We start from the raw sequence: 18386 nt of genomic DNA, 5'->3' as shown, positions 1-18386 counted from the left end.
AAGGACTTGGCGAGCGGACCGGTCCTCGAGTAATTTCGCGCGCGTTGCCCAGATAGCTCAGTTGGTAGAGCAGGGGATTGAAAATCCCCGTGTCGGCAGTTCGATTCTGTCTCTGGGCACTAGGATCGCGGGAATTTCCAGGGAATCAGAAGATTCCTCAAGTGCCAGGGGTGCCTCAAAGTGCCCCGAATTGCCTCCCGAACAGTTCAACAACAGTTCAGAAGCGACCCCGGAGCTTTGCTGCGAATCGTCGGGCGATTCGCGATCGGGCACCACGTCAGGCGTGCCCTCCAGCAGTTCAGCGCGAGCGCCAAGCAGGCGGCCAAGTTCCTCCGTCGTCGGCGCACCGTAGACTCGGTAGACCATTCGCGTGTCTACGTGGCCCATCGCCCTGGCGATGTGACAGTGAGGGACCTCCTCGTTGTCGAGCCATGTCGCGAAAGTGCGGCGCAGGTCATTCGGGCTCACGGGATCGATGCCGAGCGCTTCACATGCATTGGCGAGATCTCGCCGCACGTTAGGCCACGCACGAAAGAGCAACGTCCCCCCATCGGCGTGATCGAGGGACCAACGAAGGATGTGCTCTAGGAGCGGGATGCCCCTCGGAACGGACCTAGCCGCGCCCGGCGTCTTCGTGCCGCGGATATCGACCTGTCGCGCCTTCACGTCTTCTCGCCGCACCCTGCACGCCTCACCCCAGCGGCATGCCGTGGCCACGATGAACCCGATCATGGCCGCCTTGCCCTCTTCGTGGAACCACGGTCGGCCTTCCAACTTGCGCGAACAGAAGTAGTTCACGAGCCCGAAGAGTTCCCAGGGCGTTAGCGCTCGCCTTCGCGGGGGTGTAGCCCGTCGGGATGTCGGGGCGCACCTTGTCAATGTCGCCGGTCCAGAGGTCCAGCTTCCGCGCGTACCGAAGCATGGCCAGGGCCGCGCCGACCTCCTTCGCGATCGTGGCGTTGGCGGCACCCTCCTCGCGGCGCGTGTCGGTGTAGCTCTCCAGCGTCGAGGCGTTGACGTCGCGAAGCATCTCCGGGAACAGTCGGAGAACGTGTCCTAGCTTTACGCGGTAGAAGGCGATCGTCTCGTCGCGCCGCTGCCTTCGGACGCGTCCGGCAAGGAAGCTTTCAATGGCTCCTTTGGTCGTGGCCTTGTTCGCGGTTGAGTGACTCGGATCGAGAGACTCTCGCTCCCTTCGCGCGGCCCACAGCTCGGCGTCTGCCTTCTTGATGCACTTCGTGGAGACCCTCTTGGTGCCGCCGTGGGGCTGCTTGATCCACGCGTAGTAGATTCCGGTCTCGGGTCGTTTCCAAAGTTGCATGTCTACTCTTTCTGTTCGCTGATCCAGGCCTCTAGGTTCGCGCGCTCAAGACGGAGGCCATGAAGGTTCACGGCCCCTGCCTCGTGCATGATTCGGAACGCCGTGCGACGAGAAACACCTAACTCTTCAGCGATGTCCCTCCACGACAGGAAGCGTCGCAGCTAGGCGCTCACCACGCGGGCTCCACGCTCGCGAACTTGCTCGCACTCTTCTTCATCCCGTTCTCCGTTGTTGTTGTCGTTGCCGTCTACTTCATCAGGAGCTTTGTAATCGCGGCATGCAGTAGCGCGCGTTCCGGATCCATCGTGCTCGCAGGGCTGCCGCTAGCGCCGATGCGTTCAGCGCGGATCCACTGCCGGATCACGGTGCTGACATTGAGGCCTTTCGCTTCAGCGATCTCTTCTAGCCACTGCTTCTCTTCTGGCGAGATCAGGATCTTGAGCTGCAACGTCCTCTCGGGAGGGGTCTTCTTCTTCGGCCTACCCGTTCGAGCCATGACGCTACTATGTACTCTAAAAGTAGTGGCTGTCCAGGTCCAGATGTTGTTCAGAGTTCTGAACGCGGCATCCCTTTGAAAATTGGAAAAATTTTTCGGTGACTCACTTCGATCCGTTGCGCCGGAAGCGGCCGGGGGTGCCGCCCCCTTCGGCCATGTAGGTGGGATCGCGCGCGTCGGAGACGCTAGAAGTACGTGAATATGGCTCGATCGCGTCGTTGTCTCGGAGGTGGTTCATGCGCTCATGACACGCGGATACACAGTCCGTTGTCACGCTCGCTTTCCGTGAGGCATTCCAACGACGTACGAGCGCGCGCCGATCTCGTGGACGATTGGTGAACTATCGACACCAGGAACCCTTGCGCGATAGGGATCTAATAGGTACATAAGAAGTCATGAGCGCGCTACCCTCGTTCCGAGTCGTTCTCACCCACGGCGATGCCACCTTCACCAAGATTGTGAGCGCCCCCACGGCCCACGATGCCGCCAGAGAGGCGCAGGCGAAGTGCCCCTTCGTTGCCACCCTCGCGACGGTTTGGACGCTGGAGAACGGCGTGGAGGCCCGCGTGGATTACATCCCCGGCTTCGACCTAGCCGCGCCTCTCGCGGTAGCGCCCAAGGCGAGCGCAAAGCCACGGAAACGAGCGAAGCCCGCCCACGACCCCATGCCTGCCGCCCTCTGGCGCGCTTGCGACTGGCTTCTTGGTGCTTGAACCGACCGAACCGAGATCGAAGGAGGAACCACCATGTTCAACGACGACGACGACCGACTCATGTCCTGGACCCACGAGGTCTACGCGACCGATGCGCTTGCGAGCCACCCCAGGGCGGAGGCTCTCTTGGTGACAAGCGACGATGACGGTGGGGTTCACGTCACAGCGGCAACGAAGAGCGAGATCACCAAGTTGGCCAGGGGGGCGGGGTGCTCGGATAGTGAGATCGCAAGCATCGCAGCACCCCCCGAGGACGATCTCCGGCCCGTGCTGTTCGTCCACGAAGGGGAGCCGTGCGTTGGGTTCGCCGCGAGGACGAACGTGACGGACATCCGAGAGGCTCAAGAGGCGCGCTCGCGGGCCGGCAGCATCGCCATTGCAGAACAGGACCCCGAAGGCATCGTGGACGCCATGGGCCTTCTCTTGACGCTCTTGGACGCGACCTTGGATGACGTCGGGGAAGGACTGGCCACGGGTAACCTCGCCTTCATCGGGCACGCCCTCACCCACGCGCGCGCTGCCCGAACGGCTCTCATCCACGGGCCCTGAGATCACGCGGGAGATGGGTGCATGCGCCTCCGGGGCTTCGGTTCCGGGGGCGTGTTCCTTTTCTTGGGCGGCTCGAAGGTCCCCAAGGATGGGGCGTGTGGCAGTCGGGCGATCTCCTGTCAACGCTTGACATATCAACGGGTTACGTTGCGTTATCCGAGCTGAGTGCTAGCACTTCTGCATGAACCAAGAAGATGTGGCACTCGCTAGAGGGTGCCGCGGCCCGGGCGTGGAGGAACGCTGCTGCAGATGGCATCATCGCCATCGTTCAGGACGTGCTCGGGGACGATCCTAGGAGCTCTTCGCTTTGCGCCAAGCTGCGCGCGCTGAGCGGAGCAGAGCGCGCGGACCTTCTCGCAGGCATCTGAACGCCTAACCAGAACACGGGACCACGCCCACGGCGACGCCGATCGTTCATGTGTCCGGAAGCGCCGGGGCCTTGTTCAAAGATCTGAACGGGGAGGTTTCGAAGACCCCTCGCCGCGCCGCCCGTAACCAAGTTGCGTTCGCCCCAGCCGAAGTGAACGAGCCAAGCACCTACGGAGAGGACGAACGCGCAACACCGGAAGCGCCGAGAGCCCACCCCCGATCCCCGGTGGCAGGCCTCAAGTTCCCGAGGTTCTAGACGGCTACGGTGAAAATTGCGGATCGCGCCACGTTCCCGCGTTTTTCTCGAGGTTTCTTGCCCGCTCCGCATCCGAGGTCTTCGAAGTGGAAGGGGACCCGCACACCGGGCCCGTTTCCCTGGAACACGTGGAACACGTGGGACACGTGTTTCCCAACGGGGTGCCCGTCGACCCCTACAGGGCCAGGGCTGCGCCGCTCCTCTCAGACGATCATTGAATACGGAATAGATGTGTCCCATGTGTCCCACTGGTTGGAAGACCCCGGAAGTCCTGTGAAACTCGCGGGACACGTCTACGCGTCCCTCACGCGTCCTCTCGTGTTCCGGGGACATGCGCCTTCGCGACCCTAGTCCAACCGCGCCTCTTGGGCCCCCCCGGCTCTTCCCTGAAGGTCTTGGTTTCCCATCCACAGGCGCGCATCACACTCGCTAGGCGGTCCCGGCTCTTCTTGTCGAACGCGCGAATCGCATCGGCCCGCATCCCTTCCCCGAAGGCGGGGCCCAAACCGTGAAGCGCTCCGAGCCAGACTTCCTCCAAGTTGCCAACCTTCTGCTTCCCCGCGAGGAAGCCTTCTACTTGTTCGTGCCAGGGGTCGCGCTGCTTGAAGCCTTCCTGCGAGTCATCGAGTTGCGTGCGCTCATCCGAAGTCAGGTGGTGACTCGCGGCAGGTTCGGTCGTCGCTAGGTGAAGCGCGGCGGACCAGATGAGATCGCGATTCATCTCGACCCAAGGCACGTCAATCCCCGAGGTCTCAATGGTCCAATAGCGCCTGGCCCCCGTCACGTCCCTAAGCATCTCCTTGGTGTTCGTCGTGGCGATGAAGACGCATTGCCGCGGATAGCGCGAAGTTCCTCGATCGTAGGGCCGGCGGTACGAGTCCTCCTGCCGGCTCAAGAAGTCCTTCGCAACCTCCTCGCTTTTCCGAATGAGCGCTTGGAGTTCTGCGATCTCAACCAGCCACCTACCCCGGAGAGCTTCGCAAGCGTCTTTGTTCTCGAGGTCGGGAAGCGACTCCTGCACCCAGCGCCCCTGAGGCGAGAGCGCGTAGAGCAAGGAACTCTTGCCGGTCCCCTGTGGGCCGAAGAGCACGAGGACGCCATCGTGCTTGACGCCCGGATTGAGGATTCGACGAACGGCGGCCACTAAAAACTTTCGGATGAGCAGACAGTCAAGCGGGGTCTTGGCGCCGATGCCCTTCACCGCGAAGTCCTCCAGCGTCGCGGCGGGATCCTCGCAAGGGGGAAGGCCTTCCAGGTATTCGCGGACGGGGTGACGTGCGTTGTCGCGTGCAACACGTGTAAGCGCATCCCCCATGGCTTCCTTGCCGATCGAGAGACCGAGGGACGCCGCGAACCATTGCCGCGCCGCCGACACATCGACGGAGGAAAAGAACCCCCGGTGCTCGAACGCTACGGGCGGTTGGATGGCGATCTCCTACTCTCCAAACTCGTCGTAGGTGAGGCGGCCCGCCCAAGCGTCATGCGTCGCGAGGATGTTGGTGAGGTCTCCGAAACCGGTCTCCCGTGGAGATGTGGCGGGAACCAGATCTTTGGACTTCAGCGGGCGATAGTTCTCCCTGAGGGCGGGCCGAACGACCTTCTCAGGTGAAACGAGGCCCCACGTCTCTCGCCTCTCTGCCTCGTGTACGGACCGCGACACCTTCACCCATTGGGCGACGTCTTCATCCGTGAACGGAACGAACTCCCGGGCCCCCTTCTCCGAGGCCTCCTGACACTTGTACTCCACACGTTTAGGGGCAACCGTGTCCCTGCCATCCTCCGACACGCGGGGACAGTAGTGCGCCACGAGGAGCTCCACCGCCTTGTCCTGTGGCATGCCTCGCGTGCACACGAGCTGTAGCGCCGCCGTGAACAGATGATCATCTCGATTGCCGGGCTCGCCAACGGACAGCGTCTTCGCGTCCTCCGTCGCGGCGCGAAGCATCTTCTGACCCAGTGGCGTTCTGAGGTCGACCGTGTAGGCGGCGGAGGTTGTCTTCTTGCTACTCCTCTTCAGCTCGTGTTTCGCGATGGCCTCAAGAAGAGACTTCGGGCAAGGCGCCGGAGGGACGTCCTTCTCGATTGAGTAGCCAAGGCCCTCGATCACGACGTAGCCCCCATCGCCTCGAAGGTCTGTGCCCTCGACAGGGAAGGCCGTGAGGGTCGGAACGGGGATGCCTTCAGGTGCCACGAAGTAGAGGTGCTTCCCGCGGTTTGTCCTCACGGTGAAGGTCTCCAGGTAGTCCGCGGGGAGCTCCACGGAGAGATCGTCCACGTCCACGACGATCACGCCGCTCTTCTTGCCCGTGGCCAGTCCCACGGCGTTCGCGGTGTTACGAGCCCACTCGGCTTCGCGGTGTTCGCCTTCTTCAACGTCACCCCACTTGCACAGCGGGTTCTTCTCTCGCTTCCCGTGCTCGTTGGCCTCACTGACGTGCACGGAGAACGTCGTGGGTGTCCGCACGTGCTTTTTGAGCGTCGCGCTGTTGGTCTGGTTATCGGTGCCACTTTTCTACGTCATCTGATGCTTTCCGGCCGGTGAGCGCTCTAACGCTCCCGGCCTTCTGCATTTTTGGGCTTTGCGCCCGAAGAATTGCCCTCCGCGATCGGCCGGGGGCTTGCCGCTGACCTCACCCTGAGGTCGAGTGCTTTCGCGGGCGGCCCTTCTTGGGCGCAGAGATCACCGGATGGCCCATGAAGCCCTTTCGAGGCTCGGGAGGCGCCACACCTTCCGGGCACCATTCGCGGGCGCCTTCGGAACAGGAGTGCTCGGACAGGAACCGGTGAAACCACTCAATCGAGCGTTGGGCGTAGGGTCGCGCGAGCCATGAGCCACAGCGCAAGCAACACCAACCCGAGCGGACCTAGAGCGTCATCTCGCGACTGTGACATTTGGTGACGGTTCGTGCCACAGCTTTCACGAGGATCCCCAGGGGGTTCGAAGGGTCGCGTGAGACTGGGCCCAAATGTTCACCGGCGCTTCCCAGTTCATCGCCTCCGCCGCTTCCTTCATCCGAGTGGCCGCGAAGGTCCCCGCATCCAAACCCATGAGCACGCGGACCGCTTCGTGCGGCGTGCATCGGGCGAACGTCATGACGTGTACCAATTGCTCGGGGCTCATCATGCGGACACCGCTCGCGCTACGTCACTCGCCGAAAGCGACGGGTACTAGTTCACGATTGCCGCTGAGATCTCGGCGCTCGACATTCCGCCACGTCGAAGATCTCTCGCGAGGCCATCCAGGAAAGCGCGCTGGATCGGGCCCTCGTACACGTCAGCGCGGTCTGAGGGCACTTGAGAGGGCAGGACAACCCCACTGGCCCCTTTGGCCACGACACCCCGTGCGCGGAGAGCATCGGAAAGGCGATCGGGCATCCAAGGAAGGGAAGGATCGTCGCCTGTCACCGTGGTGCACTTCAGGCCGGGGAGGATCTCCACATCCGCGAACGTGGGCCAAGTGCTTCGGTAGCGCCGTGCGCGGTATCCGGAGCGGTAGGACAGATCAAGCAATGGCGCGTCTTCGATCATCTGGAGAATCATTTTGGGCCCCCGAAAAGCCGAGCCCTCGCAGACGCTTTCTCGATTGCATCGATACGTTGCGCCAAGAGTCGCTCGCGCTCAAGAAGGACCAACACCACGTCGTACGCTGACAGCGCGCTGATTTGATGCGGCAGGTTCTCTGACGTTGGAGAAGTGGCGGCGAGGAGACGTAGCTTTGGTGTGAGGTCAACGAAGCGCGTCATCCGAGCACCTCCGCCGAAAGATCGGCGTCAACGTCGGGGAAGTGCTTCGCGATCTCCGCCTCTATCTTTTCGTCGTCGCGACCCATGCGCCGCCGATCGATTACGAGACCTCGCAAGGTCGCACGCTCGCATCCGCGTTCAAGCATCGCAGGCAACGTGACGGGGTCCGCCCAAGGCGCCCAGTCCGGCAACTTCGCGGCGCCTCTGGCCAAGAGATCAAAGATCTCGTTTGGGACCTGGGGATAATTCTGGCGGTTGTCCGTGTGCACGATCGCCAAGACCCCGGGCGCGATTGTGACCTTGCGAGTCATCTCCGGGATGCATGTAGAATACAGCACGCGGATCGCGCCCTACTCGCGGAGCAGATCTTCTTTTTCATCGAAGAGCCTGAGGACGTTCACGAAGCACCGCCGATCTAGATCTTGACGAACCTTCGGAACGCGTGGGCCCTGTTTGGAGCGTCTGTCTTCGTGTCCTCGTTGCTTCCGGTGTCTTGTTCCTCGATCGGCTGAAAGCCAACGTGGCGCGCGAGGTCGTAGATCGCTGCGCGTAGCAAGGCCTCTCGTTGCAAAAGAACCTCACACAGCGCGTCGGGCGGAAGTTTCGCGAGTCTCTTGGCCAGATGAGGTTCGTCCGGCTGCGCATCCACAAAGCTCGCTTGAAGTCTTGAGAGCTTCACTTGCATCGCTCCGAGTTCCGCTTGAGCCAAGCATTCCGCGCACGCTGAACAGGGTTCTCCCCTTTGGTGCGTTGGTCTTCAAGGCGCTCGTCGTCGGTCATCCAACGCTTCTTGCTCCGGTCCTACCAGTCGTGCCGGGCTTGCTCTGCGGTGCCCGGGTCCTGTGTCTTGTCGTCGGTCTTCATCGTTCCACTTTCCGCCAGCCCTTGCGCCGGTCGCCTGTTTCAAAAGTCACCATCGTCTTCTCCCATCCCCGGGCCACTAAGGCCCCGTGGATCCTGCGATCGATCTCCGTGCTCGGCTCGACTCGCAGCGCCCTGTAGATGTCGCCTTGCTCAATCGGCCCTCGGTTGTCGTGCAAGAGCATGTCGAGCCCCTTGGCCATCGGATCCAAGCCCAATGCAAGCTTCGCGCGTTCGACGATGCCCGGCTTCACCGCGATCGGAATCTCGCCAGGCTCGAACGGCCCTCCCTTCGTGTACGTCCTCGCGAGGCGTTCAGCGTCGGAGCTCTCGAACGTGACACCGCAATCGGCGAGGGCGCGGAACACGATGTCAGGGCGTAGCTGGTAGTTCCTGATACCGAGCGCAACCAACAACCGGGAGAAGCGCGGGTTCCGGAGGTACAGGGGATCGGTCGCCTTCTACGTGGCTGCAAACGCTTCGTGCGCTTCGATCCCGTCGTCGGTCGCGAGGGTCAACGTTGCGTTTACGACCATTTCGGACGGCGTGTAGAGCGACACGAGGGCATCCAAAAGAAACGAGCCAAGGCGCCCGGCCCCACTGCGTTCAAGAGGGCCAACCTTCACCCGAACCTTCTCGCCGCGATCGAGGAAGCCTAGGCGTTCGGCGCCGTCGGGGAAGGGTACCGGCAATCCGCTTGTATCATACACGCGGATCGTCCGGCCCTTGATATCGGAAAGGTCGTAAGGCCGAATACCGTGCGTCGCCGTGACGGGATCCGCTTCGACGGTGACGCACGGTGGAAGCACGGCGATGGCGGTCTTTGCGTCCACGGTCAGCGTCACGATCTCTTCGCGTCTTTGGGCTTCGCGTGCCTCTCGTTCCGCGGCTTCACGCGCCTCGCGTTCACGTGCTGTGGCGGCGGCGTCCAGCTTGCGACCGATTCGATCGGGCTCCGTAGGTCCGCCACGCTGGGCGATGTTCGCGGCTTCGGTTGCCTCTTCCACGGTGAGGCCTGTTCGAACGAGAACGCGAAGCGCAAATGGCACCGGAAGGGCGAGGTCTCGCACGACTAGATCCGCGCATGAGATCGCGAAGGCCATGCGGGCGGGTTGATACGAAGACCTCGGGGGCGCTGTGCCAAGGTCAAGGAGGTCCGCTTCGGCGACGCGGCGTTCAAGGCCCTGGAAGTCTTCGCAGGGCTTCACGGGGCCCACGTCCCCAAGGTTGCCGCGGTCGGCCATGAAGAGAACGTCGGGAAGGGGCGGGGCGTCGTCGGGGACGTCCTCCGCGGGTTCGAGGTTGATGCTCGCCCCGTCCTTGTCCACGACCTAAGGCCGCGTGACGTGGGCGAACGAGTAGGCGCGCTGTGCGGGGGGCCGATCCCCGGTCAATGCGACGATGATTCCGTCGGATGAGGAAGGGGGCGTGAGGCGATAGCCGTGGAAGAGCATGGTGAAAGTTGGCACTCGGCTTTTGCGTTCGGGGCACGCTCGGGAGGTTCTTGCGACCGTGCGCCCATCTTTGATTCGAGGGGCGCCGGTTTCGAACAAAGTTCCATTTCCAACGGGGCCGGCGCGCCTCACTACTCTTCTGCGGTTGCGCCTGCCTCTCGGAGGCAGTGGTACTCGTCCTCGGTGATCTGCAGCTCCACTTCCGCACTGGACGCCTCGTACTTTGGGCGCGACGAATTTTCTTCGACCTGGCGTCGCAGTACATCGATGTTCGCGCTCGCCGCGCCTGAAGAGTGGCGGCGCACCTTGACCAAGTTCACGTTGTCCGCGCGGAGTGCCGCTTTCAATTCTTCGACGCTTCTCATCATGTGACCCCTTGCCTGAGCTGGCTGAACTATGCCAGCGCGGCTCCTAGTTTCAAGGAACGCACGAGCAGGGAGCGAGCCTTCCGTGCAGGCGCAACGCGGAAGCAGTGATCTCAACAATTTGCGAGGAATCGACCGGTGATCTGAACGGATTTTCACCGCCAAGCCCTGGCGCGCGCGCGCGCAGTGGTTACAGTCCGCGCCCAGCCCCCGAGGAAGGCCGTTGCGCCTTCGGCAGTCTCGCGAAGGGCAGCGAAAGGCAGGGCACATGGCCGACAACCGAATCAAGTACGCAACCAAGTCCGGGACAACGCACGAGCATATCACCCACCTAGGCAACGACACGGAGACGTGGCCCGTGGCGGACGTGGTCCGGCGCATCGACGGTCGCGTAGACACGTTCTACACCTTCGAAGCAGGCACACGCGCGAACGTTGCTACACGTCAGGGCACCTACCGGAAGTACGTTCAAACGCAGACGGACGGCGTCTGGCAGAACAACCTCCTGGCGTTGCCTCCCTGTCGAGTGCGCGCCGCTTAGTCGGGCTTAGGCGTGACCGCGGTGGTAGCCGTTGGGCCACCGCGGGCGCGCATCTCAAGTTCCTGCATTCCGCCTTCTCGCTTCGCGGCCCGCCGGGCGCGAAGTTTGAACGGGAGGCGATGTCTGCGCCGAACGCCTCCGTGTCCCCAAGCGAGAAAGAGAGTGCAGAATGCACAAGATGCCCGAGAGCGGTAGCGACGCACCCATCAGTCCCGCGCTGTACTCCGAGACGCAACACAACGCGCTTCTGTGGGCGTTCGTGGTTCGCCAGCTGCCTGGCAAGGTTCACACGCACAACGCACGAGTCTTACGAGACCTTCGCGCCGCACTCGAGAAAGAACAAGCCTACTGGCCGGACTCCTCGGAGGCGCGAGCGGCGTTCAATGCGCTTCAACGGGCGGAGGGGCGCGCCGTGAGGTTCGAAGGGTACGGCCCTCATGCGGGGAAGCCCTTGCGCGCGCGAATTGAAGCAAACGAAGGCGATGTCACCCGGGCCGTCGAGGTCTCTTACACGGTTCGTGGGGCACTTCTCGTGGACTCAATCGGGGTCGACCCCGTGAAGTTGCCAAGAGCGAACCTTGGCGAACTAGATTTGAAGGACGCCTACGCGGAAGTGGGCCTCTTCATGCGGCGGGCTATCGATGCTGTCGCCTTCGACAAGCCGACGAGCGACGCACAAGCCCCTGATGTGCGCGTGCAATCAAAGCGCAAGGGGCGTCGACCTCCGTACAAGAGCGCAACCTAGAGCCCCCCGAGGACCTTCCGAACCGTGGCCAACGCGATCTCGACCTCGCCAGCCACCAAGAGCGCTTCGACCGCCCTTAGCTGCTTCTCCAAAACTCGCAGTTCAGAAACAGTCCGCGCCTCGTACGAACTGCCGGATTCCTCGGGCGTCTTCGCGTCACCCGTGGGGATTGAAAATCCCCGTGTCGGCAGTTCGATTCTGTCTCTGGGCACTAGAGAAACCGTCGGGGGGCGGCCGCTCACCGGCTCTCCTCTTCGGCTCTGCCTCTTCTCACTCTGGTGGGCGGAGCCGCTTTCGACACGAGCGGTCTTCCTGCCCTCTGTCTCCGCCGCTCGCTTGTTCCTCAGTGTGGCACACTGGGTCGTGTGCTGATCGTCATCCTGGTCGTCGCGATCTTGATGGTGCCGTTCAGCGTCTGGGCGACACGTCAGGCAGGGAAGCGACGGTCGCGCGGCATCGATTGGAGCCGTGGCCTCCCCGAGGCAGCGCAGCACGCCCGCGAAGGCGCCCGGCTGCTGCGCCAGGGGGATCCAAGGGGCGCGCTCGGGTTGCTCGACCGCGGGCTGCTCCTTGAGCCGCAACACGTCGAGTCGCTCGTGCTTCGCGGCTCAGCGCGACATCGCCTCGGAGACCTCGACGGCGCGCTCGCCGATTACGACCGGGCGCTGGATCTCGGTGGCCCGAATGCCGAGCTCCTCAACGATCGGGGGTGCCTCCGGCGCGACCGCGGGGAGCTGACGCAGGCGCGCGCCGACGTCGAGGCGGCCTTGCGGCTAGCCCCGAACGACTCGACCGCCCTCGTCTCGCTTGCCGAAGTGTTCGCCCACGAGGGCGAGTGGGACCAGGCTCTCGCGAGTCTGCGTCGAGGCATTGCCCTCGATCCGACGTGGCGCGCTCACGCGCGACGCGCGCCTGCCCTTGCTTCGCTGCGCGAGGCTCGGCCGAGCGACCCGCTCTTCTCCGCGGAAGACTGATCGCGAGGCCGGGCGAGAGGCGCGGCCCACGCATCCACCCACGTATCCAGCAGAGCGCCCGCAATTTCGTCGAGCGGTTCGCCACGAGACACCTCCTCGCCCGCGCATCGTATAATCGCCGACGATGCTCGCCGTCCGGTACCTCGCGCCGCTGGCGGTAGCGCTCGCCGCGTGCACGCTACTCACGGACGTCGAGGGCCTCAGCGGAAGCGACGCCGAAACGCTCGATGCCAGTGACGCTGAAGCCGCCGAGGCCACGACGGACGTTGCCAGCGAACTCGACGCCGGGAGTGAGGGCGACGGCATGCTCGGTGACGCCAGTGACGGTGGCGCCTGCAACGCCCCGGGCCTTGTTGCCTTCTATCGCTTCGAGGAAGGCGCGGGCGATGTCGTTCGCGACTGCTCGCCCTACAAGAACGACGGCACGCTCACCACCGGCGCGTGGGTGCCGGGCGTTCACGGCGGCGCCGTCAGCCTCGACGGCGGCTGGGTCGCCGCCGGAAACGCCGATGTCTATCAGCTCGTCGGAGACATCACGGTTGCTGCGTTCATTCGCGTAGACCAATTCCCCGATGGGCTTACCGATTCAACGAGCGGCTACATCGTCGGCAAGGCGGTCGGTACCTCTGCGGGCTGGCGGCTCGCTACCGAGTCGAGTGGCACGGCGTCGTTCCGCCTCGGGCTCGGAGCGGACAAGTTTCTCGCTGCCACGCCGGCGCCAGTCTCCGCGTTGACCTGGCTGCACGTCGCCGCCGTTCATCGCCCCGGGCGAATCACGTTCTACTTGAACGGCGCTCCGGTTTCGACGGAGTACGCCGACGCGGGCGTCGGAATCATCAACGCGGCAGCAGAGGTTCGCATTGGCGCGCGCGGCGACGGCAAACAGGGTTTCGCCGGCGCCATCGACGAGGTGCGCATCTACAACCGCGCCCTCGAGGACAACGAAGTTTACGCGATCGCCGAGCGCTGAGCGCGGCCACGCGGCTCACCACGTCGACATCTGGAGGTGCGTGCCGCTGCCGTCGTCGACTCGGACGCTCGCGTTGGCAAGGTCGCCGGCTTGGTTCAGACCGACCCAAGGGAAGACTAGGCTCAAGCGATACGTCAGCCCCTGGCTGGTGGCCCTGGCCGACCACGAATCGCCGGGTCCGTACCCACCGTCGCTTAGCTGAAGCTCGAGCGAGCCGAACGTCCGCACGACAGTCTGCGTGCCGTCGAACGACGGATGGCTTACTCGCACGTCGGCGAGCGCGCGGTCTGAGCCCGTCGTGTGTTGGCGAACGCGAACCGTGACAGAGCCCGTTCCGAGGTTGGTCTTCGGCAACGGCGGATTCGCGCACACGACCCCTGCCGGGAGCGGGGAACGCCAGCACCGAGCGTCGAGCACCATGGGCGGACGCGTGTCTTCCTCCTGCGAGAAGAACGTCCCTTCGAGTCGCGAGATGGCGCCGAGCGTAAACGCCGCCTCGTCGGCGGCAGAAGGCGCCTCATCGGAGTCGGGCGCGGCGCCGCAGCCGACCGTGAGCACGGTCAGCAGGACGAGGCCGTTGCGAAGAGCGTGAGCGTTGAGAGCGTTGAACATGGGAGTCACCTTTCGTGGGGCACCGGTTAGTTACGACCGGCGAGCGCACGCGGCCAGGTCACCGGCGGCAACGCGCCCTTTCCACGCCGTTGAGATGATCGGCGGAAGCATGCGATCGAGGCGAAGCGCCAAGCGTTGGCGCGACACGTGCTGCCTCCGGACAGTCGTCTGCGGCTACCCGCAAGCCCCTAGGCGAGGCTCCCAGCGCAGCGGAAGGACAAGGTCCCGAGCCGGACCTTCGAGCACCTCGAAGCGGCACGTGCCCACGAGCGCAACGCTCGGTGTGCGGCTGCGCGCCAGGGCGACGAAGAGCGTCAGCGTGAGGGCGTCGACGCGCTCAAGGTGCTCCACGAAGACGACCGCTGGCAACGATAGGCTCGCGGTGCGCACCAACGCCTCGGCGTCGCCACCGATCACGACCGTAAGGCCGGCTCCCTGGAGCCCTGCGAGGTGCTCCAGCGCCGCGTCGCGGCTATCGACCTCGAAGACCACGCTCGCAGCGCGCGGCACGGTTTCGCTCGAGCGCTCCTGCACCGGCAAGAGAAAGCGATAGCCTCGGCCGCGGACGCTTGCGACGGACGTAGGCGCTTCTCGTAGCGCGGCCCGCACGCATGCGATGGCCTGCGCCAGCGCGTTGTCCGAGACAACGACGCCGGGCCACAACGCTCGCAGAAGCTCGTCCTTGGTGACGACGCGCTCTCGGCGTTCGACCAGCATGATCAAGAGATCGAGCGGCTTCGGTTGCGCCGGACACAGCTCCCCGCGACAGCGCAGCTCGAAGAGCGATGTGTCCAACTGATAGTCACCGAAGGTGTAGATCATCGCGTCGGCGCTACATGGGCCACGGCCGTCGCTCCGATCACGAAATCGACAGGATGACCGGTCCCGTCGATGGCGCACATCGCCCGACGCTGGCGCGCCGCGCGCGTTACAAGAGGTTCGCCGAGGCGCCCCACGGCGAGCCGCCGATGTAGGTGCCGCGCAGGGTGACCGTGGAGGGCTTGTCCGACGTCGCCGCCGCCGGTGAGTCGCTCGTCGCGCGGACTGTTAGCGGCTGGCCGCCGCAAGTGACGCCGACGGCCGCGCGGCCCGTGGCGTCGAGGTTGGCGACCTCGATGCGAAGCAACGCTGTCTTGCCGCCATCGACGCAATAGCTGTCGCTCGCGGTGCACGCGTCGCAGCCAACGAGAAAGGTAAGGTCGCCGGTCGGCACCGCGAGGCGGATCTCCGCGAGCCGCGCGACCCTGGCGCTAGCCTCGCTCGTGATGGAGAGCGTGACGACGCCCGATTGCGCCGTCCCCGTGAAGGTCCCGCCCTTGAGCGACATCGCGCCGCCACCGCTGCCGGCCTCGCCGCCATCGTTGGCGCCGCTCCCGGCGGTGGGCGAACAAGCGACCAGGAACAGCAATCCAAGGACGGCGAAGGCGAGGGGACGCATCCGGCGCAGCATAGGGACCGCCGGCACCGGGACCTCTGAAATAGCGACAGCGCGCGCGCCTTCGGCGATGCTGGCGGCGCATGGCGATGGCGCTTCGAGTCGAGACGAGGGTTGGCCTTCAGGTTCGGGGCGCGGACGTCGATCCCGACTGGGTGGCCGAGCGGTTGGAGCTCACACCGAGCGCGTCTCATCGCCGCGGCGATCCGGCATCCGCGGAGGACCCGTCGGTGCGACGCGTCGACGGGTGGTGCTATTTTACGTCGCGCGGCGACGTGCCCCCGGCCGAGCCCTTCGAGCTTCACGCGGCTTGGATGCTGGAGCGGCTCGAGCGCCAAGCTCCGATGCTCGCGAGCTGGGTGGCGCGCGGCTGGAAGGTCCACTTGGAGGTCGTCACGATGACGAACGCCACCAACGGCGGTCCCACCGTGGAGGCAGGCCTCCTGCAGCGCATCGCTGACCTTGGACTGACGACGCACTGGCGCACCGTCTGTGTCTCCTGACACGACACCCCGCAGGCTCGTCGTTCAGGAAGACGCGCTCGCTTGGTTGCGCGACAACCCAACGCCCCCGGCCGCGAGCGTCGTGACGTCTTTGCCCGACGTGTCGGAGTTGCCGCTCTTGGGCGTGGAGGGCTGGCTCCGCTTCTTCGTTGAAGCCGTGCGGTGCGTGCTCCGTTGGTTGCCCGTCGACGGCGAGGCCATCTTCTACCAGACGGACGTGCGCCACGAGGGCCGCTGGATCGACAAGGGACATTTGGTCATGCTCGGAGTCGATCAAGAAGGCGCCGCGCTTCTGTGGCACAAGATCGTCTGTCGTCAGCCACCCGGCACCACGACCATGGGCCGTCCAACGTATTCGCACATGCTCTGCGTCGCTCGAGCGCCGCGGCTGATCTTGCAGCGCGGGCCCGACGTGATGCCCGAAGCGGGGACGAGTTCTTGGAGTCGCGGCATGGGCGAAGAGGCGTGCCGCGTCGCGTGCCGCTACCTGACGACGTCGACCCCTACGCGCATCGTGGTCGATCCGTTCTGCGGCCGCGGAACCTTGCTGGCGGTGGAAACGCCGTAGGGCTCGACGCCATCGGCGTGGACCTGAGCGCGAAACGTTGCCGCGCCGCCCGGCGAGCTGTCGTCTCTTGACCGGTTGGTGGGTACGATGGTCGTCATGAGCAAAGCGCGCACCATGCTCGACTCCGTGGCCCTCGCGGGTGCCCTGGCTGGCATCTTCGCCTTCGCGAGCATCGCGAGCGGTTGCGACACTCGCGACCCGGCGACGCCAGCTCCGCCGGTCGACGCGGGAACCACGCCGGTGGCGCCATCGCTACCGGGTCCCTCGGCCTCGCCGCTCGAGCTGGGGCGCGAGCTCTACGGGCGCTACTGTGGCTTTTGCCACGGCGCCCAGGGACAGGGCTACGCCGCCGACTCGTCGCCGGCGATTGGCAACGAGGAGTTCCTGGCCATCGCGTCGGACGAGTTTCTGCGGTCCGCGATCACGCGCGGTCGGCCCGGCACGGTGATGAGCGCGTGGGGCAAGGATAAGGGCGGCCCGCTCGACGCCTCTTCCGTGGACGCGATCGTTCTCGCGATTCGGGCCTGGCAGAAGCGGCCCTACGCGTCGGTCGATGCCCTCGCGGTGACGGGCGACGCGGCCCGCGGCGTCGCACCCTACGAAACCCATTGCAAGAGCTGCCACGGTGCGGAGGGGGCCGGCGGTCCCCTCGTGAGCCTGTCGAACCCCGAGTTTCTCGCCACCGCGAGCGACGGCTTCCTCGCAACGACGTTCGAGCGAGGTCGGCCCCTCACACCTATGGGAATCTTCACGAGCGTGCTCGACGCGCAGGGCCGCGCCGACGTCGTGGCCCTCGTGCGCAGTTGGCAGAAGCCTATCGACACCGCCGTCGTGCCGCTGCCGCCGGCCCCCGGTGCGCTCGGCAGCGTGGTGCTCAACCCCGGCGGTCCGGAGCCGAACTTCGATCCCGCCCTTGACTTCGTTCCGGCGGACCTCGTCAAGGCGGAGCTCGATCGTGGAGCCACCATGGTCATCGCCGACGCGCGCGCGCCGTCGGACTACGTCGCGATGCACATCCGCGGCGCCGTTAGCGTGCCCTTCTATCAGGTGGCGTCCTACGCGGCCGAGGTCCCCAAGGAGCGATTCGTCGTGACCTATTGCGCGTGCCCTCACGCCATCAGCGGGCAAGCGCGGGACGCGTTTCGCGCCTTGGGCTACCGCTCATCGGTCCTCGACGAGGGGGTCCTCGTGTGGCGAGACCGCGGCTACCCGGTTCGCGGCGGTGCGTCGCCGTGATCCGGCGGGCGTCGGTAGCGCAAAACGCGGGTGCGTAAATGTCGTTCTTGACCTAGTTCGACAGGCTGACTTCGCGGGCGTTATGCTTCGTCTCCCAAGTGGAGGTCTCCTCATGACGCGTTTCGCAATCGCGATGGCCCTGTGCCTCGCCCTCGGCTGTAGCAAGGATGGGAACAAGGATGCGCCCCCGGGGCCTGACAACGCGCAAGGCGCGACGCAAGTGAAGGCGGGACCCAACGGCGCGCAGGTGCAGGTCGGCAACGCTGCGGCGGCGGCCGGGCAGGGCGGGGCTCAGGTGCAAGCCGGCAACGTCAAAATCCAAGCGGGCCAAGGCGGCACTCAAGTGCAAGCCGGCGGGGCGCAGGTACAGGTCGGCGCCGGCCAGCAGCCGGTGGTGCTGCAGAACGGTCAGAATCAGCTCAAGGTCGACCAAGGCAAGGTCGAAGCGAAAACGGGAGACGGCCGCCAGGCGGTGGTGCAAGGCGATACCGTGAAGCTCAAGAACGCCGAAGGTCAAACGGTCGAGGTCAAGAACGGCACCGTCAACGCCGGTGGCGTCAAGATCGAGGGCAATAAGGTCGTGGTCCCGGGTGTTGGAACGGTGACCGCTCCGCACTGAATCCAACGACGCGACGTTGCGGCCTAGTGCCTCGACCCATCGATTTTGGTGGGTCG

At 64.8% G+C, this 18386-nt stretch carries 24 protein-coding genes, 1 tRNA gene and 1 pseudogene; 11 read left to right on the top strand and 15 right to left on the bottom strand.

Annotated features, from left to right (window positions below):
* Nucleotides 1-46: 46 nt before the first annotated feature.
* Nucleotides 47-119, top strand: a tRNA-Phe gene (locus IPG50_03600).
* Nucleotides 120-345: 226 nt separating this feature from the next.
* On the opposite strand, the pseudogene IPG50_03595 reads toward IPG50_03600, so the two are convergent.
* The 4 genes and pseudogenes from IPG50_03595 to IPG50_03580 all read right to left on the bottom strand — a co-directional run bounded on the left by IPG50_03595 (nt 346) and on the right by IPG50_03580 (nt 1769).
* Nucleotides 346-732: pseudogene (locus tag IPG50_03595) on the bottom strand (tyrosine-type recombinase/integrase).
* Complete coding sequence (locus IPG50_03590) at nt 692-1321, bottom strand: hypothetical protein (protein MBK6691274.1); 630 nt, start codon at nt 1319-1321, stop codon at nt 692-694. Before IPG50_03590 ends, IPG50_03595 begins: the two are co-directional and overlap by 41 nt.
* A gap of 2 nt (nt 1322-1323) precedes the next feature.
* Nucleotides 1324-1482, bottom strand: a complete 159-nt coding sequence (locus IPG50_03585; protein MBK6691273.1) for a helix-turn-helix domain-containing protein — start codon at nt 1480-1482, stop codon at nt 1324-1326.
* A gap of 86 nt (nt 1483-1568) precedes the next feature.
* Nucleotides 1569-1769, bottom strand: a complete 201-nt coding sequence (locus tag IPG50_03580) for a hypothetical protein (protein MBK6691272.1) — start codon at nt 1767-1769, stop codon at nt 1569-1571.
* A 443-nt stretch (nt 1770-2212) separates the two neighbouring features.
* Between IPG50_03580 and IPG50_03575 the strand changes: the two genes are divergently transcribed.
* A complete protein-coding gene (locus tag IPG50_03575) occupies nt 2213-2530 on the top strand; it encodes a hypothetical protein (GenBank protein ID MBK6691271.1) in 318 nt (105 codons plus the stop codon).
* A 33-nt stretch (nt 2531-2563) separates the two neighbouring features.
* The gene (locus tag IPG50_03570; protein ID MBK6691270.1) at nt 2564-3079 is read left to right on the top strand and encodes a hypothetical protein; all 516 of its coding nucleotides are present in this window, start codon (nt 2564-2566) and stop codon (nt 3077-3079) included.
* Between the two features lie 929 nt (nt 3080-4008).
* On the opposite strand, the gene IPG50_03565 is transcribed toward IPG50_03570, so the two are convergent.
* The 8 genes from IPG50_03565 to IPG50_03530 all read right to left on the bottom strand — a co-directional run bounded on the left by IPG50_03565 (nt 4009) and on the right by IPG50_03530 (nt 10130).
* The gene (locus IPG50_03565) at nt 4009-5019 is read right to left on the bottom strand and encodes a hypothetical protein (protein MBK6691269.1); all 1011 of its coding nucleotides are present in this window, start codon (nt 5017-5019) and stop codon (nt 4009-4011) included.
* Between the two features lie 120 nt (nt 5020-5139).
* Complete coding sequence (locus tag IPG50_03560; protein MBK6691268.1) at nt 5140-6168, bottom strand: bifunctional DNA primase/polymerase; 1029 nt, start codon at nt 6166-6168, stop codon at nt 5140-5142.
* Nucleotides 6169-6621: 453 nt separating this feature from the next.
* Complete coding sequence (locus IPG50_03555) at nt 6622-6798, bottom strand: hypothetical protein (GenBank protein MBK6691267.1); 177 nt, start codon at nt 6796-6798, stop codon at nt 6622-6624.
* Between the two features lie 645 nt (nt 6799-7443).
* Nucleotides 7444-7758, bottom strand: coding sequence for a hypothetical protein (locus IPG50_03550; GenBank protein MBK6691266.1), 315 nt, complete (start codon nt 7756-7758; stop codon nt 7444-7446).
* 104 nt (nt 7759-7862) lie between these two features.
* Entirely contained in the window at nt 7863-8132 is a 270-nt protein-coding gene (locus IPG50_03545; GenBank protein MBK6691265.1) for a hypothetical protein, read from the bottom strand.
* Nucleotides 8133-8307: 175 nt separating this feature from the next.
* Complete coding sequence (locus tag IPG50_03540; protein MBK6691264.1) at nt 8308-8676, bottom strand: hypothetical protein; 369 nt, start codon at nt 8674-8676, stop codon at nt 8308-8310.
* A gap of 93 nt (nt 8677-8769) precedes the next feature.
* Nucleotides 8770-9636, bottom strand: a complete 867-nt coding sequence (locus IPG50_03535) for a hypothetical protein (GenBank protein ID MBK6691263.1) — start codon at nt 9634-9636, stop codon at nt 8770-8772.
* A 257-nt stretch (nt 9637-9893) separates the two neighbouring features.
* Nucleotides 9894-10130 (bottom strand): hypothetical protein, encoded by a 237-nt coding sequence (locus tag IPG50_03530; protein MBK6691262.1) that lies wholly within the window; start codon nt 10128-10130, stop codon nt 9894-9896.
* 265 nt (nt 10131-10395) lie between these two features.
* Here IPG50_03530 and IPG50_03525 point away from each other — a divergent pair, with 265 nt between their 5' ends.
* From IPG50_03525 to IPG50_03510, 4 genes are all read left to right on the top strand, one after another.
* Nucleotides 10396-10668, top strand: a complete 273-nt coding sequence (locus tag IPG50_03525; protein MBK6691261.1) for a DUF3892 domain-containing protein — start codon at nt 10396-10398, stop codon at nt 10666-10668.
* A gap of 169 nt (nt 10669-10837) precedes the next feature.
* A complete protein-coding gene (locus IPG50_03520) occupies nt 10838-11413 on the top strand; it encodes a hypothetical protein (protein MBK6691260.1) in 576 nt (191 codons plus the stop codon).
* A gap of 365 nt (nt 11414-11778) precedes the next feature.
* On the top strand, nt 11779-12387 hold the full coding sequence (locus IPG50_03515; protein ID MBK6691259.1) for a tetratricopeptide repeat protein: 609 nt from the start codon (nt 11779-11781) through the stop codon (nt 12385-12387).
* Nucleotides 12388-12511: 124 nt separating this feature from the next.
* Nucleotides 12512-13357, top strand: a complete 846-nt coding sequence (locus IPG50_03510; GenBank protein ID MBK6691258.1) for a LamG domain-containing protein — start codon at nt 12512-12514, stop codon at nt 13355-13357.
* A 15-nt stretch (nt 13358-13372) separates the two neighbouring features.
* Here IPG50_03510 and IPG50_03505 read toward each other — a convergent pair whose 3' ends face one another.
* The 3 genes from IPG50_03505 to IPG50_03495 all read right to left on the bottom strand — a co-directional run bounded on the left by IPG50_03505 (nt 13373) and on the right by IPG50_03495 (nt 15407).
* Nucleotides 13373-13969, bottom strand: a complete 597-nt coding sequence (locus IPG50_03505; protein ID MBK6691257.1) for a hypothetical protein — start codon at nt 13967-13969, stop codon at nt 13373-13375.
* A 174-nt stretch (nt 13970-14143) separates the two neighbouring features.
* A complete protein-coding gene (locus tag IPG50_03500; protein ID MBK6691256.1) occupies nt 14144-14791 on the bottom strand; it encodes a winged helix-turn-helix domain-containing protein in 648 nt (215 codons plus the stop codon).
* A gap of 106 nt (nt 14792-14897) precedes the next feature.
* Nucleotides 14898-15407: a hypothetical protein gene (locus tag IPG50_03495; GenBank protein ID MBK6691255.1), complete on the bottom strand. Its 510-nt coding sequence runs from the start codon at nt 15405-15407 to the stop codon at nt 14898-14900.
* 86 nt (nt 15408-15493) lie between these two features.
* On the opposite strand from IPG50_03495, the gene IPG50_03490 reads away from it, so the two are divergent.
* From IPG50_03490 to IPG50_03475, 4 genes are all read left to right on the top strand, one after another.
* Nucleotides 15494-15907 (top strand): DUF4279 domain-containing protein, encoded by a 414-nt coding sequence (locus IPG50_03490; protein MBK6691254.1) that lies wholly within the window; start codon nt 15494-15496, stop codon nt 15905-15907.
* The gene (locus IPG50_03485) at nt 15897-16475 is read left to right on the top strand and encodes an SAM-dependent methyltransferase (protein MBK6691253.1); all 579 of its coding nucleotides are present in this window, start codon (nt 15897-15899) and stop codon (nt 16473-16475) included. Before IPG50_03490 ends, IPG50_03485 begins: the two co-directional genes overlap by 11 nt.
* 96 nt (nt 16476-16571) lie before the next feature.
* Nucleotides 16572-17711 (top strand): c-type cytochrome, encoded by a 1140-nt coding sequence (locus IPG50_03480; protein ID MBK6691252.1) that lies wholly within the window; start codon nt 16572-16574, stop codon nt 17709-17711.
* 112 nt (nt 17712-17823) lie between these two features.
* Nucleotides 17824-18330: a hypothetical protein gene (locus IPG50_03475; protein ID MBK6691251.1), complete on the top strand. Its 507-nt coding sequence runs from the start codon at nt 17824-17826 to the stop codon at nt 18328-18330.
* Nucleotides 18331-18386: the final 56 nt, after the last annotated feature.

It is taken from the genome of Myxococcales bacterium, from assembly GCA_016703425.1.
GTDB lineage: Bacteria > Myxococcota_A > Polyangia > Polyangiales > Polyangiaceae > JADJCA01.
The sequence above is the reverse complement of the archived record's forward strand: the minus strand, read 5'-3'. Positions and strand labels throughout refer to the sequence as shown.

Excerpts from the sequence above, each read along its gene's own strand:
- IPG50_03590 (MBK6691274.1), bottom strand. The coding sequence starts at position 1,321 with ATGCAACTTTGGAAACGACCCGAGACCGGAATCTACTACGCGTGGATC.
- IPG50_03575 (MBK6691271.1), top strand. The coding sequence starts at position 2,213 with ATGAGCGCGCTACCCTCGTTCCGAGTCGTTCTCACCCACGGCGATGCC.
- IPG50_03570 (MBK6691270.1), top strand. The coding sequence starts at position 2,564 with ATGTTCAACGACGACGACGACCGACTCATGTCCTGGACCCACGAGGTC.
- IPG50_03565 (MBK6691269.1), bottom strand. The coding sequence starts at position 5,019 with ATGGGGGATGCGCTTACACGTGTTGCACGCGACAACGCACGTCACCCC.
- IPG50_03555 (MBK6691267.1), bottom strand. The coding sequence starts at position 6,798 with ATGACGTTCGCCCGATGCACGCCGCACGAAGCGGTCCGCGTGCTCATG.
- IPG50_03550 (MBK6691266.1), bottom strand. The coding sequence starts at position 7,758 with ATGACTCGCAAGGTCACAATCGCGCCCGGGGTCTTGGCGATCGTGCAC.
- IPG50_03545 (MBK6691265.1), bottom strand. The coding sequence starts at position 8,132 with ATGCAAGTGAAGCTCTCAAGACTTCAAGCGAGCTTTGTGGATGCGCAG.
- IPG50_03530 (MBK6691262.1), bottom strand. The coding sequence starts at position 10,130 with ATGATGAGAAGCGTCGAAGAATTGAAAGCGGCACTCCGCGCGGACAAC.
- IPG50_03525 (MBK6691261.1), top strand. The coding sequence starts at position 10,396 with ATGGCCGACAACCGAATCAAGTACGCAACCAAGTCCGGGACAACGCAC.
- IPG50_03520 (MBK6691260.1), top strand. The coding sequence starts at position 10,838 with ATGCACAAGATGCCCGAGAGCGGTAGCGACGCACCCATCAGTCCCGCG.
- IPG50_03510 (MBK6691258.1), top strand. The coding sequence starts at position 12,512 with ATGCTCGCCGTCCGGTACCTCGCGCCGCTGGCGGTAGCGCTCGCCGCG.
- IPG50_03505 (MBK6691257.1), bottom strand. The coding sequence starts at position 13,969 with ATGTTCAACGCTCTCAACGCTCACGCTCTTCGCAACGGCCTCGTCCTG.
- IPG50_03500 (MBK6691256.1), bottom strand. The coding sequence starts at position 14,791 with ATGATCTACACCTTCGGTGACTATCAGTTGGACACATCGCTCTTCGAG.
- IPG50_03495 (MBK6691255.1), bottom strand. The coding sequence starts at position 15,407 with ATGCGTCCCCTCGCCTTCGCCGTCCTTGGATTGCTGTTCCTGGTCGCT.
- IPG50_03490 (MBK6691254.1), top strand. The coding sequence starts at position 15,494 with ATGGCGCTTCGAGTCGAGACGAGGGTTGGCCTTCAGGTTCGGGGCGCG.
- IPG50_03480 (MBK6691252.1), top strand. The coding sequence starts at position 16,572 with ATGAGCAAAGCGCGCACCATGCTCGACTCCGTGGCCCTCGCGGGTGCC.
- IPG50_03475 (MBK6691251.1), top strand. The coding sequence starts at position 17,824 with ATGACGCGTTTCGCAATCGCGATGGCCCTGTGCCTCGCCCTCGGCTGT.